The 15,252-nt window shown below is 71.2% G+C and carries 17 protein-coding genes and 1 pseudogene; 11 read left to right on the top strand and 7 right to left on the bottom strand.

Annotated elements, in window-relative coordinates; genetic code table 11:
- Positions 1-57 precede the first annotated feature (57 nt).
- The 4 genes from F9B16_RS03000 to F9B16_RS02985 all read left to right on the top strand — a co-directional run bounded on the left by F9B16_RS03000 (position 58) and on the right by F9B16_RS02985 (position 4,427).
- Complete coding sequence (locus tag F9B16_RS03000) at positions 58-879, top strand: VOC family protein (RefSeq protein WP_151538252.1); 822 nt, start codon at positions 58-60, stop codon at positions 877-879.
- Between the two features lie 404 nt (positions 880-1,283).
- Entirely contained in the window at positions 1,284-2,225 is a 942-nt protein-coding gene (sigJ, locus tag F9B16_RS02995; RefSeq protein WP_151538251.1) for an RNA polymerase sigma factor SigJ, read from the top strand.
- 86 nt (positions 2,226-2,311) lie between these two features.
- Positions 2,312-3,247 (top strand): NAD-dependent epimerase/dehydratase family protein, encoded by a 936-nt coding sequence (locus F9B16_RS02990; RefSeq protein WP_151538250.1) that lies wholly within the window; start codon positions 2,312-2,314, stop codon positions 3,245-3,247.
- Between the two features lie 469 nt (positions 3,248-3,716).
- Positions 3,717-4,427, top strand: coding sequence for a DUF6193 family natural product biosynthesis protein (locus F9B16_RS02985; RefSeq protein ID WP_151538249.1), 711 nt, complete (start codon positions 3,717-3,719; stop codon positions 4,425-4,427).
- Between the two features lie 310 nt (positions 4,428-4,737).
- Here F9B16_RS02985 and F9B16_RS02980 read toward each other — a convergent pair whose 3' ends face one another.
- From F9B16_RS02980 to F9B16_RS02965, 4 genes are all read right to left on the bottom strand, one after another.
- Positions 4,738-5,322, bottom strand: a complete 585-nt coding sequence (locus F9B16_RS02980) for a YceI family protein (protein ID WP_151538248.1) — start codon at positions 5,320-5,322, stop codon at positions 4,738-4,740.
- 62 nt (positions 5,323-5,384) lie between these two features.
- Entirely contained in the window at positions 5,385-5,870 is a 486-nt protein-coding gene (locus F9B16_RS02975; RefSeq protein ID WP_225991301.1) for an SRPBCC family protein, read from the bottom strand.
- A gap of 41 nt (positions 5,871-5,911) precedes the next feature.
- Positions 5,912-6,310, bottom strand: coding sequence for a DUF6069 family protein (locus F9B16_RS02970; RefSeq protein ID WP_225991300.1), 399 nt, complete (start codon positions 6,308-6,310; stop codon positions 5,912-5,914).
- A 120-nt stretch (positions 6,311-6,430) separates the two neighbouring features.
- A complete protein-coding gene (locus tag F9B16_RS02965) occupies positions 6,431-7,024 on the bottom strand; it encodes a dihydrofolate reductase family protein (RefSeq protein ID WP_151538246.1) in 594 nt (197 codons plus the stop codon).
- Between the two features lie 313 nt (positions 7,025-7,337).
- Here F9B16_RS02965 and F9B16_RS02960 point away from each other — a divergent pair, with 313 nt between their 5' ends.
- From F9B16_RS02960 to F9B16_RS52385, 4 genes and pseudogenes are all read left to right on the top strand, one after another.
- Positions 7,338-7,925 carry a helix-turn-helix domain-containing protein gene (locus F9B16_RS02960; RefSeq protein ID WP_151538245.1) on the top strand — a complete coding sequence of 196 codons (588 nt, stop codon included), beginning with the start codon at positions 7,338-7,340 and terminating at the stop codon, positions 7,923-7,925.
- A gap of 197 nt (positions 7,926-8,122) precedes the next feature.
- A complete protein-coding gene (locus F9B16_RS02955; RefSeq protein ID WP_151538244.1) occupies positions 8,123-8,869 on the top strand; it encodes a B12-binding domain-containing protein in 747 nt (248 codons plus the stop codon).
- A gap of 84 nt (positions 8,870-8,953) precedes the next feature.
- Positions 8,954-9,064 (top strand): annotated as a pseudogene (locus tag F9B16_RS54040) (PhzF family phenazine biosynthesis protein); the annotation flags it as partial.
- Between the two features lie 62 nt (positions 9,065-9,126).
- Positions 9,127-9,396 carry a hypothetical protein gene (locus F9B16_RS52385; protein WP_225991315.1) on the top strand — a complete coding sequence of 90 codons (270 nt, stop codon included), beginning with the start codon at positions 9,127-9,129 and terminating at the stop codon, positions 9,394-9,396.
- A gap of 34 nt (positions 9,397-9,430) precedes the next feature.
- Here the strand turns inward: F9B16_RS52385 and F9B16_RS02945 are convergent, their stop codons facing one another.
- Positions 9,431-10,816: a pyridoxal phosphate-dependent decarboxylase family protein gene (locus F9B16_RS02945; protein ID WP_151538242.1), complete on the bottom strand. Its 1,386-nt coding sequence runs from the start codon at positions 10,814-10,816 to the stop codon at positions 9,431-9,433.
- 86 nt (positions 10,817-10,902) lie between these two features.
- On the opposite strand from F9B16_RS02945, the gene F9B16_RS02940 reads away from it, so the two are divergent.
- Positions 10,903-12,285, top strand: coding sequence for an aminotransferase-like domain-containing protein (locus tag F9B16_RS02940; protein WP_225991299.1), 1,383 nt, complete (start codon positions 10,903-10,905; stop codon positions 12,283-12,285).
- A 1-nt stretch (position 12,286) separates the two neighbouring features.
- Here F9B16_RS02940 and F9B16_RS02935 read toward each other — a convergent pair whose 3' ends face one another.
- Positions 12,287-12,910 (bottom strand): LysE family transporter, encoded by a 624-nt coding sequence (locus F9B16_RS02935; protein ID WP_151538241.1) that lies wholly within the window; start codon positions 12,908-12,910, stop codon positions 12,287-12,289.
- 127 nt (positions 12,911-13,037) lie between these two features.
- Here F9B16_RS02935 and F9B16_RS02930 point away from each other — a divergent pair, with 127 nt between their 5' ends.
- Both F9B16_RS02930 and F9B16_RS02925 read left to right on the top strand, forming a co-directional pair.
- Positions 13,038-13,556 carry a GNAT family N-acetyltransferase gene (locus F9B16_RS02930; RefSeq protein WP_151538240.1) on the top strand — a complete coding sequence of 173 codons (519 nt, stop codon included), beginning with the start codon at positions 13,038-13,040 and terminating at the stop codon, positions 13,554-13,556.
- A 22-nt stretch (positions 13,557-13,578) separates the two neighbouring features.
- A complete protein-coding gene (locus F9B16_RS02925) occupies positions 13,579-14,148 on the top strand; it encodes a helix-turn-helix domain-containing protein (RefSeq protein ID WP_225991298.1) in 570 nt (189 codons plus the stop codon).
- Positions 14,149-14,198: 50 nt separating this feature from the next.
- On the opposite strand, the gene F9B16_RS02920 is transcribed toward F9B16_RS02925, so the two are convergent.
- Positions 14,199-15,137: an SDR family oxidoreductase gene (locus F9B16_RS02920; RefSeq protein WP_151538239.1), complete on the bottom strand. Its 939-nt coding sequence runs from the start codon at positions 15,135-15,137 to the stop codon at positions 14,199-14,201.
- Positions 15,138-15,252: the final 115 nt, after the last annotated feature.

Raw genomic sequence — 15,252 nt, 5'->3', positions numbered from 1 at the left:
CCAGGCCCTTACCTGCAACGCCCCTGGGGTGCTGAATCGGCTCCTAGGCTGGGATTCGTGCCTGAAGTCGACCACCGCCCCCAGGGGATGCCCGTCTGGGTGGAGTTGGACACCGCCAATGTGGAGCAGTCCAAGGAATTCTACGGCCAGTTGTTCGGCTGGTTTTCCTACACCATGACCCTGGACACGCTCGGCGAATACGCGATTTTCACCCGCGAAGTCCCGCTCGGGCCTGGAATCGCCGGTCTGCAGCCGCTGTCAGAGCGGACTTCGCCATCGTCGTGGATCTGCTACTTCCGCACCACCGACCTGGCCGCCGGCATCGCCGCCATCAACGCCTCCGGCGGCCGGGAACTGGTGGGAATGCGGCAGGTCGGCCTGCTCGGGCAGCACGGGCTGTTCGCCGACCCCGAAGGCGCCCGCTTCGGGCTCTGGGAGCCCTTCGAGCACCAGCACTCCGCGCTCATCGATGAACCATCGACCATGTGCTGGATGGAACTGGCCTGCCGCGACCCGCACCACGCCCGCCGCTTCTACGAGCGGGTGTTCAGCTGGCGCATGGTGGACACCGACGAAGGTTTCACCCACGCCAAGATCGGCACACGATCAGTCGCCGGCATGGTCCAGATCGACGAGCAATGGCCGGCGCGCTGGCCAGGCCAGTGGCTGCCCTACTTCGAGGTCGCCGACTGCGACAGTTCCACGGCCCTCGCCGCCGAACTCGGCGCACGCGTCCACATCCCGCCCGCCGACATCCCGCCCGGCCGGTTCGCTCTCATCACCGACCCCACCGGTGCCCGCCTGGCCCTGATCGCTCCGGACCATCGCTACCGCCGCCTCTGGCAGCACGACCACACCACATCACCGCCCGCCGTGTGACCTCCCACCGGACGACCCCCACGGCGAGGACATCAAGACGGCCTGAGAGCTGAGCGAAAAGGCGAACTCCTCTCGATCATGTTCAGAGCGAGTTACGTGGAGCAGGAAGGCCAGTGCTCAGACGCCCTCACCCACGCCGCTGGTTCATCAGAGCCGCGCCCGGATCCGGCCGCAACGGATCGTCTTACGACACTGCGAGCCTGGCGGCGGAGCGGCGTGCCGCCTGCCCTCCTCCAGCCGTGCGACATCCCCAACCCCACCCGCCACCACGACGCGGCTGAGAACGCCCCCATCAAAGGGCGTGGTGTCGGACGGCTGGCTGGAGACGGTCGGTCGACGCCGACGGCATCATCGTGCGGGCCTGCCACGAGCTGTGTGATCGTGCCGCTGATTAAGATCAGGTCATGCCTCTGACGGTGCAGGACGTCGACCGCTTCGAGATGGCGCGGCCCCGTCTGGAGGCCATCGCCTACCGCCTCCTCGGCTCCGCCTACGAGGCGCAGGACGTCGTCCAGGAGACGTTCCTGCGCTGGCAGGCCGCCGACGTCGACCGGGTCGAGGTTCCTGAGGCCTGGTTGACGAAGGTGCTCACCAACCTGTGCCTCAACCAGCTCGCCTCCGCCCGCGCGCGCCGCGAGACCTATGTCGGCCGGTGGCTCCCCGAGCCGCTGCTCGCGGGGGACCCGATGCTCGGCCCGGCCGACACCGTCGAGCAGCGCGAATCGGTGTCGTACGCGGTCCTCACCCTCATGGAGCGCCTGTCCCCGAGCGAACGGGCCGTCTACGTGCTGCGGGAGGCGTTCGACTACCCGCACCGGGAGATCGCCGAGATCCTCGACATCACCGAGGCCGCCAGCCAGCAGATCTTCCACCGCGCCAAGAAGCATCTCGCGCACGGCAAGGCCCGCCGGGAGATCGACGAGGCCGCCGCCTTCCGGGTCGTCGAGGAGTTCCTCGCCGCCGCCACGAGTGGCCAGACCGGTGAGCTCGTACGCCTGCTCACCAAGGACGCCATCTCGGTCGGCGATGGCGGAGGGAAGGTCCCGGCCCGCACCAGGGCGTTCGAGGGGGCCGCCGCGGTCGCGCAGTTCATGCGGGGGCTGTTCAAGCCCACCGGGGCCAAGCGCGCCATCGTCGGCGGCTCGTCCGAGATCTACGCCTGGGCCGCCAACGGCGAACCCGCCGTGGTGGCCGTCGTGGAGGGCCGGGTCGTCGCCATCATGTGCCTGGAGGTCACGGCCGGGGGCATCACCGCCTGCAGGACCCAGGCGAACCCTGACAAGCTCGAACGCGCCACCGAGCAGTGGACGGCGGCCGACCATGGCCGGCCCCTGCTGATGGTGTGACGTGGTTCACACCTGACTCCTGTCAGCAATCGGCGGGCCATCCGGTTCAAGTGGCGAACCAGAACCGGAGACCGAAGGAGCCGATGATGAGAGTGCTGGTGGCAGGGGCGACCGGAGCGATGGGCAAGGAGCTGCTGCCGCGTCTGGTCGACGCGGGGCACGAGGTGTTCGCCATGGTCCGCAGCGAAACCGGCAAGGCCGCGGTCACACGGATGGGCGCGGTACCGGTCATCGCCGACGCGCTGGACCGCGCCCAGGTCACGAAGGCCGTCCGGGAGGCGGACCCGGAGGTGATCGTCAACCAGCTGACCGCCATCGGGCATATCGACACCCGCCACTTCGAACGCAGCTTCGCCGCCACCGACCGGCTGCGGATCGAGGGCACCGACAACCTGCTCGCCGCCGCGCGCGGCACCGGAGTCCGACGGTTCATCGCCCAGAGCAACGGCGCGTTCACCTACGCCCGGACCGGCGGCCCGGTCAAGACCGAAGAGGACCCCCTGGACCGCTCCCCGGTCGCCCAGATGGCGTCGATGATCGCTGCGGTCGAGTACATGGAGAAGGCCGTGCTGGGCGCCGACGGGATCGAGGGGATCGTGCTGCGCTACGGCGCGTTCTACGGACCCGGCACGTCCATGGCGCCGGGCTCGGAGCAGCTGGAGATGATCCGCAAGCGCAGGTTCCCGGTGGTCGGGGACGGCGGCGGGGTGTGGTCGTTCGTCCACATCGCCGACGCCGCCGAGGCCACGGTGGCGGCGGTGGAGAACGGCGGCCGCGGTGTCTACAACATCGTCGACGACGACCCGGCCCCGGTCGCCCAGTGGCTGCCGGAACTGGCGGCGATGCTCGGCGCCAAGAAGCCGATGCGCGTGCCCCGGTTCATCGGACGGCTGGCCGCCGGACCCGCCGGCGTCGTCCTCATGACCGAACTGCGCGGCGCGTCCAACGCCAAGGCCAAGCGCGAACTGGGCTGGACTCCGTCCCACCCCAGCTGGCGCCAAGGACTCCGGGTGGGGACGTGACCTGCCGAGCGCCATCGCCGGCAGGGCCCATTCGGCGCGCACCCGGCGGCCGCGCGTCGCGCACGACGTGTTCGACTGGCCGGACCGTTCCCTCGCGAGCACCCTGAGGCCACGACACGTGACAAGTGCAAGACGGAACGAAAGCAAGATCGTGGCCAAGCGCTTGCGGGAGACGCTGGCCGAATGGGACCCAGCCTCACCGGGCCCCTGCCGCCAGAAGTGCTCGATCTCCAGCGAAGAGACGATCTGCGCCGGGGCCGCGGCGACGGCCCCGGCACCCCCCTGGTGGAACTCACCGAGCAAGCCGTCACCCTCTCCCTGGGCGCGGAGACGCCAGCCGACAGTTCCCGGCTCAGGCCGGCTGATCGGCGCGACGATGGGCGTCTCCGGCCAGGATCCGATTCAGCCTTACGCCTCCCCTCTAAGATGGGCGCCACCGCATCCTGCATGGGCAGAGGGTGGGAACATCATGAGCCACGAGCCAGACCCAGCCATCCTCTACCCGGACGTGGCCGCTCACGGCAGTCTCGCCGCGGCGCTCCAAAGCGCGGCCGCCGACCAGGGCATGTCCCTTCCCCTGGCCGTCACCCCGTCCGACCCGTTGCGGCACGCCACGATCACCAGCGTCGTCCCGTATCGCCACTCGTCCTATGTCGCAGCGTGGCATCACGAACAACGTTGGGGCATCTGGGGGTCGTCCAACGGCAGGCTGATGATCTGCGGTAATACCAACGACCTCCGTGAACTCCCTCGAGTGATCCACGGCTGGGCCGAGGGAGCCGGCCTCGACGAGATCGGTCAGGCCGCGCCCTTCGACCTCCTGGTAGGACGTTTTGAGGTCCCCGACAACAACCCCGCCGACGTCATCGCGTCCGAGTGGCAGTGGCATCTGAAGGATGCCGTCGATGCCGGCTGGCCGCAGTACCAGGCGCTCGTTGAGACCGCCTTCGCCGAACCGAAGCTCCGCAGGCTCTTCCCCTTCACCAGCCACTGGGCACTGGGCTTCTCCACCACTCCCGATGATCTGTTCTCCCCACCGTTCGTCTCGATCGACTCACCATGGGGAACCGGCGACTACACCATCAGGGAGTGGTGGAACGGCCCCGCCCTCCATCACGTCGCCACACCGGCCGAAGCGATCGCCATCGCTGTCAACCGAATCCCCGCCGACCTGCTGTAGGCGTCCCCGCAAGGCCCCGCACAAGATTCCTGACCTCGGCACCGGGCGAGCCGGGCAGGAACACGATCGGGCATGGCCGAACCGCGTCTACCTGCGCCGCTCCACCGACAAGCAGACCGACGCCCGCCAGCGGCACGCCTTGGCCGCGCTGATCGCCTCCGGCGCCCCCGTCTACAACGACCCCGCCACCTTCGTAAACGGCGAGGACTCGCGGGGCTTGGCGAGCGTCCAGGGCAACGTAGTGGTGAAGCGCGGGTGCCGGGACGCGAGCGGCGTCACCGATACTTGCGGAACGTCGCTGATCGGTGTCTCAGGAGGCCGGGAACGCCTGGACGTCCAGGGTGATGTCGATCTTGTCCGCGATGATGAGCTTGGTGCCGTCGGCGAGAAGGCCGAAGGTGACGCCGAAGTCGCGGCGGCTGATGGTCGTCTGAGCCGAGAAACCGATCCGCGGCTCGCCCTGGAGCCCGGTCGGGTCGGAGCCGAGGAACTCGACCTCCAGATCCACCGTCCGGGTGACGTCGCGGATCGTCAGCTCACCCGACAGCACCCAGGAGCCGGCCGTCCGGTGCAGCGTCCGGCTGACGAACGTCATCTGCGGATGTGTCTGGACGTCGAAGAAGTCGGCCGACCGCAGGTGGTCGTCGCGCATCTGGTTGCCGGTGTTGACCGAGGCGGTCCCGATCACGGCGGTGACGGTCGAGCCCGCGGGGTCGGGGGCGGTGACGATCTGCCCGCTGACCTCGGCGAACGTTCCGCGTACCCGGCTCATCAGGTGGCGCGCCGAAAAGCTCACCGTGGTGTGGGCGGGGTCGATGGTCCAGGTGCCGCAGGTCCAGCCGTCGGGCGCCTGCGGGCTGACGATGGTGGCGTCGGTGGTGGTGTCGGTGGTCATGGGATTCTCCCGTTCGTTCGCTGGTGTGGGATGACAGGTGTGGGAGGTTCGTCGTCGTACGGTCAGGCCCGGGACGCCGGTGCGGCGAGTTCGGCCAGGTGATGGAGCGAGTTGATGAGGTGCTCAGGACCGAACGGCGGGAACCCGATGCGGTCTCGGATGTGCTGCGGCACCGCCGACCAGTCGTAGGTGAGCGTGACCTCGGCCTCGGATGGACCGGCCGGCGCCAGGTCGTAGCGCCAGATCCAGCCGCCGAACTCCAGCCGGCCGTCGCCCTGGTCCGTCCCTGTCAGCCAGCCGATGGCGTGCGGCGGGTCGAGCACCGCGACCTTGTTGACGACCTGGTAGTCACCGTCGGGATGGCCGGCGTGGTACATGTCCATCCGGAAGATCTGCCCGACCTCGGTCAGCGGCGCCCGGTCGGCGGATGCCTGAACCCAGCCGGTGCCGTCGATCGCGGCGTGGGTCGCCGGGTCCGCCAGCACCGCGAACACTCTCGCGGCGGGGACGGCGAAGGTGAGGGTGGCGCTCACGCTCTCCTGGTCCACGGTGGGCACGCTCCTTGTCATCTCAGGTCTCGTTCGAGCGATCAGGCGGCGCGGCGGCGGGCGATGGCCGGGATCACCATCGCGGCGGCGGCCAGGTGCGTGAGCATCAGCACATCGGGCACCAGTGACAGCGCGGTGAGCACGAGCGTGGTGCGGACGAACACCGTGCGCGGACGGCGGGCCCGGGGGGCCAGGACCAGGGCGAGCACCAGGCCGACCACGGAGAAGATGACGGTCAGCGTGGCGAACCCGGCCACCGGGATCGGCGCGCCGCCAACGGCCAGGCCGATCCCGGCGGCCTTGCCCGCCGCGGCGATGGCCGCGGTCACCACGGCGGCGACGGCAGCGGGGTGGTGGTGACGGACGTCGTGAGCCTTCAGGGCGTTGCGACCGGCTCCTTGCCGGCCTCTCACCCTGGCTACTAACGGACTCGACGCCATCCGACTGCGGCTGGAGAACTAAGGAGGACTCTCACTGGAACGGTTGCGCCTGTCGACAGCCTCCGCACTGGTGACGAAGCTGCGACTGGGAGCGCCGGTGATGGCCGAAAAGCGTCGAGCCTACGCTTCGCGTCGCTGCGGCCCGACGCCCTCCGGTATGCCCGTGTGCAGGTGCGGAACGTACACGAGTTTCTGCGTGCGGCCGTCGAGCACGGTCGACTCGACGAGTTCGAGGTCGAAATCCGGGCCGTCGTGGAACAGGGACGCGTAGCCGGCCTTTCCGGTGATCGCCGGAAAGACCATCACCTCGAGAAAGTCCACGAGCCCCGCCGCAAGCAGGGCGCGATTGAGCGAGATGCTGCCGTGGGATCGCATTGGCACGTCGATCTCGCGCTTGAGCCGCTCCATCGCGGTCACGGCGTCCTCCGAGATGACGGTCGAGTTCGACCATCCGAGCGGCTCGCTCAGCGTGCTCGAGAACACGATCTTCGGTAGTGCCGTGAGGCTGTCGTAGTAGGGCTCGTCGTACTCAACGACGAACTTGCGGAACTCGCGGAATGTCGTTGCCCCGTAGACCAGCACCTGGTCTTGCGCGTACTTCCGCACCAGGTGGTCCCGCAGCTCGGGGCCCTCCTTGCCCCAGTACCCGGGCCAGCCGCGCGCCGAGCCGTTGCCGTCGAGGCTGCTGAAGAAGTCGACCGTCAGGGTGGCCATTAGATGCTCTCCCTTTCGCCGGTCCTGGTGGTGGTCATGTCGCTCCTCCTCATCCGGGTGGTCTGGTCGACCGCCGCTCAGTTAAGCCACGAAGGCGGCGGCCCATATCCGACAGGTCGCGCAGCTCCGTTACGCCTCACGTGTGCATAGTGGACGCGCCGGGCGCGCTATGGCAACCATGCGTGCCGAAATGGCAACAGGGCGCCGCAACTGGCCGGCCTTCTCCGAATGGCACAGAGAGGGTTGATCCTTTCCGTCCGGAAGACCATGCTGTTCTAGCAACATCGTGAGACGGAAGGGCAAGGGCTCGAGCATGGGGGACGATCTGTCCGCGGTCGGTCCCCGGTTGCGGGCGATCCGGGAGTCGCGGCGCATGACCATCAGGTCGGTGTCGGATGCCACGGGCATCTCGGTCAGCACGCTCTCCCGGCTCGAGTCGGGGAACAGGCGCCCCCAGCTCGAGCTGCTGATGCCGCTGGCGCGGCTCTACCGGCTGCCACTCGACGACCTCGTCGGCGCACCCGCCCTCGGAGACCCCCGGATCCACCCGCGCCGGCGGGTCCGGGACGGCGTCATCACGATGCCGCTGTCCAGCGGCTCCGGGGCATGGGAGGCCTTCAAGCAGGTGCATCCGCCGGCGCCGGACAAGCCGATCAAGCAATGGGTCCACCCGGGATGGGACTGGATCTACGTGATCGCCGGACGGATGTGGCTCCTCATCGGCGACGACGAACTGATCGTCGCCGCCGGCGACGCCGTCGAGTTCGACACGCGCGTGCCGCACGGCTTCGGCAACCCGGGCCCCGACGTCCTCGAAGTGCTGTGCCTGTTCAACCCCGACGGAGCGAAACTGCACAGCCGCGCAGTCGAGATGGAAGAGGCACCGGACGACGCCGGCTGACGCCGCTGTCGGCGAGGTCGAGGCGTCCCTGCGGGACCTCGCGACGGTCCAGGTCCGCGCCCGCCGCATCGTCGAGCGGATGGCGCTCGTCCTGCGGGGTTCGCTGCTGGTCGGGCACGGGCACCCGGCTTCGGACTTTGGATGAAAGCCCTGGTGAAGCCGTTAATGGGCCCGCCGGACCGGGGTATTGGGTGAGCATGGGGGACGCGGCGGACGAAGAGGCCGGGCTCGGGGCGGACGCGCCGTCCGGCGAGCCCCAGGCACCGCGCGGTCACGAGGCGGGCGCCGACGACATCCCCGTGGACGCTCCGGCCGCCGAGCGCGACGCCGCACGGGCCGCGCAGGTCGGCGGGCTGGCGCGGGCGGCGCTGGCTATGGACGAGCTCGCGATGACCGACGCGGTGCGCTCCGCCCTGCGGCAGGACGGCGTCGCGGCGGCATGGGACCAGGTCCTGGTGCCGGTGCTGATCGGGATCGGGCGCAAGCACGCGGCCACCGGCAGCTATGTGGAGGTGGAGCACCTGCTGTCGGCGGTGGTGTCGCGCTGCCTGGTCACGGTGTCGCCGCCCGAGGCCGCGGGCGCGGGCCGGCAGGGCCGCGGTCCCGTGCTGCTGGCGTGCGCCCCGGACGAGCAGCACAGCCTGCCGATCCTCGCGCTGGCCGCCGCGCTGGCGGAGGCCGGCACCCCGAGGCTCATGCTGGGGGCGCGCGTGCCGGTGCCGGCGCTGGCCGCCGCCATCCGCCGGGCCGGGGCGCACACGGTGTTCGTCTGGTCGCAGACCGCCGAGACCGGGGACGCGTCCTGGCTTGCCGGCCTGCCCGCCCCGCGCCCTCCGCTGCGGGTGGTGGTCGGCGGTCCCGGATGGGACCCGGAGCGGCTCCCGCCCGGGACGTCCTTCGCCGCGTCCCTGTCCGAAGCGCTCGACGCCCTGCAAACCCCCTGATCCCGAACGCGAACCGCGTGGGGAACCGGTCGGTACCTGCGCGCACGCTCGTCCCCATAAGGGACTTCCCCGGACAAGGCCTGGATGCGGGCGACCGCCGCAGAGGTGAACCAGCCCACCACCGCGTTCGTCTGGCGCGAGGGGGATGCCGGGGGCATCCGCTGGTTCACGCCGGTCCGCGAGCTGCCGCTGTGCGGCCACGCCACTGGCTGGACTTCCCGGCGGTGCCCGTGGCCTCGCGCCAGGCCCCGGCGGAGGTGCTCGAAGCGATCGGACTCACCTCCGCCGCCGGATTCGCCACGAACGACGACGATCACGTCATCACGCTCGGCACCGCCGCGCAGCAGGTGGAGGCGCTCCGGCCGGACATCCCGCGGATCCTCCGCCTGGAAGCCGTACAGGCGTCGGCACGCGGAGGGCGGCTTTCGCTTCGGGTCGGAGGCGGGCGCGTCCACGTCGGCGGCCATGCCGTCACCACCGGCCAGGGCACCCTGACCCTCCATGGTGGCCCGCGGACCACGTCGTGACCGGGGCGGCGGCTCGGCCTGCCGTCCGCAGCTGCTATGACGAACCGTCGAGGCAGTCCTTCAGAGCCCCGGTGATGCGATCGATGTCGGTTCCGCTGGTACGCCAGTTGCTGAAGGCGGCTCGGAGCGCGGGTACCCCGGCGTAGGTGGTCGGGGTCAGGAAGGCCTCCTCCGCCATTTCGGCGGCGAGGCCGGCGAGCCGCTCGGCGGTGGGCTCCTCGGCCAGGGTGAAGCAGACGACGTTCAGGCGAACCGGTGCCAGCAGGCGCAGCCCGGGGATCGTCTTGATCGCCTCGCCGAGAGCGCGTGCGCAGGCGATGTTCCGCTGGACGATCTCACGGTGCCCGGCCCGTCCGTAGGCCCGCAGTGTGAACCAGGCAGCGAGGGCCCGCAGGCGCCGGGAGTTCTCCGGCGTGAGGTGGACGTGGTCGGGGGTCTCGCCGAGCGGGCCGAGATAGGCGGCGGCGTTCTGGAACACCCGCACCTGGAGAGCCGGGTGGCGGGTGAACTGCACGGCGCTGTCGTAGGGGACGTTCAGCCATTTGTGAAGGTCGATGCAGATGGAGTCGGCGGCGTCGAGCCCGGCCACCAGGTCCGCGTGGTCCGGCGACAGCGCCGCGAAGCCTCCGAAGGCGGCGTCGACGTGCAGCCAGAAGTCGTGGCGTTCCCGCAGCGCCGCGATGGCGCGCAGATCGTCGAAGTCGACGGTGTTCACCGTGCCGGCGTTGGCGACGACGACGCAGGGGCCGTCCACCCGTGTCAACGCCTGCTCCAGGGCTGCGAGGTCGACCGCCTCCCGGTCCTGGACGGTCGGCACGGGGGTCAGCGCGGTGCGGCCCAGGCCGAGCATGGACAGGCCCTTGGCGATGCTCGAATGCGGGCTGCCGGACAGGACGGTGACTCGTCCCAATGCCGCCGCGCCCTCTTCCGCGACGCTGACGCCCGCGCGGTCGCCGAGCCATTCGCGGGCGATGGCCAGGCCCACCGTGTTGGACATGGTCGCGCCGCTGACGAACGCGCCGTGATGCGCGGTGCCGAGGCCGAACAGGTCGCGCAGCCAGCCGATCGTGCGGCGTTCGAGTTCGGGTGCCGCGCCGTCGAGCGCCGAGGTGGGGTTCTGGTCGGCGGCCGCGGTCAGCCAGTCGCCCGCCAGCGCGGCCGGCGTGACGCCACCGGTGACGAAGCCCAGGTAGCGGGGGCCCGGGCTCGCCGAGAACAGCGGGGCCCAGGTGCGGGTGAACTCCGCGAGCGCCCCGCTCAGCCCGGCTCCGTCCTCGGGGAGCGGTTCCGGGGCGGGCAGGCGAAGCGGCGGGACGACCGGCTGCTCGTCCAGGCGGCCGAGTATCCCGGTCGCCTGGACGCGGGTCGCCTCCAGCAGGGCCGGCAGTTCCGCGAGGTCGGCGGCGAGGCGTGGGTGCATGGGAGGCTCCGATTTCCGTGGTGTCCAGGTGGACGGTATCCAGAGCAGGGCGCGAAACACTGGTCCAATAGCGGCAAACTGGACCAGTGCACATCACGGACAACCAGCTGGCCGCCGCGCTGGGCGCATGGCGCAGACCGGACGCCGGCCTGGCACGGGCCTTGGCCGACGCGGTCGGCGACGCGACGCTGGACGGACGGTTGCGGGTCGGCTCCCGGCTGCCCGCGGAACGCCGTGCCGCCGCGGCGCTCGGCGTCAGCCGCGGCACGGTGGTCGCGGCGCTGGGCATCCTGCGCGACGAGGGATGGGTCGACACCCGTCGCGGCAGCGCGAGCACGTTGCGGCTCCCGCCGGCGGCCACGACGCGCATCGCGCCGTCGTCGGCCATCGGCGAGCACGGCGCGATCGACCTGCGCAGGGCGGTTCCGGCGGCACCGCACGCGTCCTATCAGCGGGCCGTGCTGAGGGCGGCCGAGCGTTCCGGCCCGGTCCTGGCCGAAAGCGGGGAGGCCGGCCCGGGGCTGCCCGAGCTGCGGTCACTGCTCGCGGACCGCTACACGGCGGAGGGGCTCGCCACGCGGCCCGAACAGATCCTGATCACCTCGGGAGCGCGCTCGGCCCTGGCGCTGCTGTCGGCGCACCTGCGTCCCCGTGCCGTGGCCGTGGAGATCCCCACCTATGCCGATCCGCTGGCCGGCTTCCGGGCGTCCGGCACGCGCCTCGTCGGCTGCCGGGTGACCGCGGACGGCTGGGACCTGGACCAGCTCGACGGCGCGTTCCGCACCGCGGCGGGCGGGATGGCCTACCTCGTCCCCGATTTCCAGAACCCGACCGGTGCGCTCATGCCGAAGGCCGCACGGCGGACCGTGGCCCGGCTGGCCGAAAGGCACCGGGTGACCGTGGTGGCCGACGAGACCATGCGCGATCTCGACCTGCGCGACGCCCCCGCACCGGTCCAGCGGATCCCCGGCTCCCTCCTCATCGGGTCGGCGGCCAAGACGATCTGGGCGGGCCTGCGGGTCGGCTGGGTCCGCGGGCCGGCCGCGCTCGTCGGCGAGCTGGCCCACCATCCCCTGTGCGAACCGCTGTCGGCGGCGCCGACCCAGCAGCTGGTCGCCACCGAGCTCCTGCGCGACCTGGAACCGCTGCTGCGTGACCGGCGGACCGCCCTGCGCCGGCAGCGCGACCACCTGAGCGGGCTGCTGGCCGGAGATGACCGCTGGCGGTTCGCGGTTCCGCCCGGGGGGCTCGCGCTCTGGTTGCGCCTGACCACCGAGCGAGCCGATCTCGTCGCGACGCGCGCCCGCGCCCGCGGGCTCGAACTCTCTGCAGGGCCGTCGTTCGCCGCCGACGCGACCCACGCCCACCACCTCCGCCTGCCCTACACCCCGCCGATCAGCACGCTGGACCGCGTCGCCACCGTCCTGGACCTCGCATGCGGCCACCGAGACCCGCAAGGAGCCGGCTGAGCTACTGGACGAGCGTCCGCACGGCCAGCGCGGCGATGAGCGTCCCGGCGGCCACTCCCGTCACCAGCCGTCCCCGGTCGCCGGTGAGCAGGCGGCCTGATGCCGCGCCGGCGAGGACCAGTGCCATCTGCCAGACGGCGGACGCCGTGAACGCGGCGACGGCGAAGGCGGACCGGTCGACGGCGCCGAAGGCCTCGAAGTGACCGCCGATGACGATGGCGGTGAAGTACAGGACCGTGCCCGGGTTCATCACCGTGATTCCGATGAGCCGCACGTAGGCCCGTGCAGGTGAGGGCGCCCGCGAGGTGTCGCCGAGCGAGCCGGATGGGTCGCCGCCCTCGCGGACCGCGTCGATCACGACCCGCACGGCGATCCACAGCAGCACGGCGGCGGCGGCCCAGCGGAGGGGGCCGACGACCGGTTCGACCACGCGGCTCGCCACCCCTCCCACCGCGACCGCGAGGGCGCTGTAGAGACCGTCCACCGTCGCGACGCCGAGGGCGGCGGCGGCACCGACCCGCACGGGCGCCATCGAGCTGAGCACGAGCAGGTAGACGGTGACGGCTCCGACCTGCATGGCGATCCCGAGGCCCGCGACGGCTCCGGTGGCGAGCGCCGTCGTCACGGGCCGGCCTCCTCGGCCCGCCCGGGCCCGACAGTGGGGTGTTCATATAGTGGAGCCATATCCACTATCCTAGAAATCGCCCGTCGTTGACCGCACCATATTTTGGGCGGGTGAGACAGGAGGCCCGATGACGCTGCGTTTCGAGCTCGATGACCTGACCCGGTCCGAGATCCATGGCCTCCTGGAAGAGCATCTGGCCGACATGCACGCCACCTCGCCCGCGGAGTCGGTCCACGCGCTGGGGCTGCGGGAGCTGCGCGCCGCGGGGGTCGAGTTCTGGTCGGCCTGGGAGGGGCCCGAGCTGCGCGGCTGCGGCGCGCTCAAGGATCTCGGCGGCGGCGACGCCGAACTGAAGTCCATGCGGACGGCACGGGCCGCGCGGGGACGGGGTGTCGGAACGGTCATGCTCAGGCACCTGCTGACGGTCGCCGCCGAGCGCGGCTACCGGCGGGTGCTGCTGGAGACGGGGAGCCAGGACTTCTTCGCACCGGCCCGGCGGCTCTACGCACGGCACGGGTTCGTCCCCTGCGAGCCGTTCGCCGACTACGTCCAGGACCCCAACAGCGTCTTCATGAAGCTGTGCCTGGACGGCGGCGCCCTTCCCACGGTGAAGCCGTTCCCACGGGGCAGCCGTGCCCACCGATGAAACCGTGTCCACCGGTGAAGCCGTGTCCACTGTGATGGAAGGGCCCGACGGCCTCGGACGGCGGATCAAGGCGGAACGGATCCGGCGCGGCTGGTCGCTGGCCCGGCTCGCGGACGCCTCCGGGGTGTCCCGGGCGATGATCAGCAAGATCGAACGGGGCGAGAGCAATCCGACCGCCGTCGTCGTCGGCAAGCTCTCCGCCGCGCTGGAACTGACCATGACCGCGCTGCTGTCACCGGCCGAGGGGACCCGCGACCGGGTGCGGCGCGCCGCCGACACGCCCCACTGGACGGACCCCGGCACCGGCTACCTCCGGCGCCAGATATCGACGCCGGGCTTCCCCGCCGACGTCACCGAGATCGTGCTGCCCGCCGGCGCCCGGGTGGCGATGCCGGCCGGGACGTACGCGTTCATCGCCCAGCTCATCTGGGTCCTGGACGGCGAGCTCACTCTGGCCGAGGGACCGGCCGCACACCGTCTCACCAGCGGGGACACGTATGAACTCGGCGAGCCCCAAGCCCGCGAGTTCATCAACGACACCGCCCGCGAGTGCCGTTACGTCGTGGTCGTCACCCGCAAGGCCACGCCCTGACCGCCAGGCAGGCCGCGCGGCCGCCTCGCACGCGCATTCCGGCGGTCCGGTCACCGTATGGGCACTCGCGTCAGTTCTTCGGAGACCCGCCATATGCGCTGGGCTTCCTCGGTGCTGCGCAGGGGGGCGTAGAGCTTCTGCTCTGCGGGAGGGCCGCCCAGGTGCCCGAGTCCGCGCGGGCCGTAGAACGCGCCGCCTTCGGCGTGAGGCGAGGTGGCGGCGTAGAGGGCCGGGAGTTTCGCGGTCTCGACGGTCCCGAGGAGGATGCCCCGTTCGGACAGGGCGCGGATGAGCCGGCGGCCCGAGGTCTCCTTGTCACGGCCGAGTTCGGGACGGGCGGCGAGCAGGTTGGTCGGGGCGACGCCCGGATGGGAGAGGTTGCTCGTGATGCCCCAGCCGGCCGCGCGGCTGCGCCGGTCGAGTTCGAGGCCGAAGAGGCCGAGCGCGATCTTGGACTGCCGGTAGGCGCGCATGCCGTCGTAGGAGCGTTCCCCGTCCAGGTCGTCCCAGTTGACGGCGCCCCGGCTCGCGGCGACGCTGACCTGCGAGGTCACCCGGGCGCGGCCGGCGCGCAGCAGCGGCAGCAGGTGCCCGGCGAGGGCGAAGTGCCCCAGGTGGTTGGTGCCGAACTGCAGCTCGGACCCGTCGGCGGTCGTCCGCCGGGCGGGCGGGGTCATGACGCCGGCGTTGTTGATGAGGATGCCGATGGGGCGATCCTCGTCCAGCAGGGTCTTGCCCAGGGCGGCGATGGAGTCGAGCGAGGAGAGGTCGAGGTCGCGGAGCGACACGTCCGCTCCCGGGACCTGCCGGCGGATCGCGGTGATCGCGGCCTCGCCCTTGCCCGGGCTGCGGACGGGCATGACGACCTCCGCCCCGGCGGCGGCGAGCCGGGCGGCGATGCCCAGCCCGATGCCGTCGCTCGCTCCGGTGACGACGGCGCGTTCACCGGACAGATCCGGGACGGTGATGTCGGTTCGCTTTCGTGGCATGGTTCGCTCCCAATGTCTCGTCGCACTCCCCACGGTCACCGAGTCGGCCGCCGCCATCCAGGACCTGTCGATCCGTGGTTGACGTGACGGCCGGCCGCTAGAAAGGAAGCAGCAC

The sequence above is a fragment of the Actinomadura montaniterrae genome, assembly GCF_008923365.1.
GTDB lineage: Bacteria > Actinomycetota > Actinomycetes > Streptosporangiales > Streptosporangiaceae > Spirillospora > Spirillospora montaniterrae.
The sequence above is the reverse complement of the archived record's forward strand: the minus strand, read 5'-3'. Positions and strand labels throughout refer to the sequence as shown.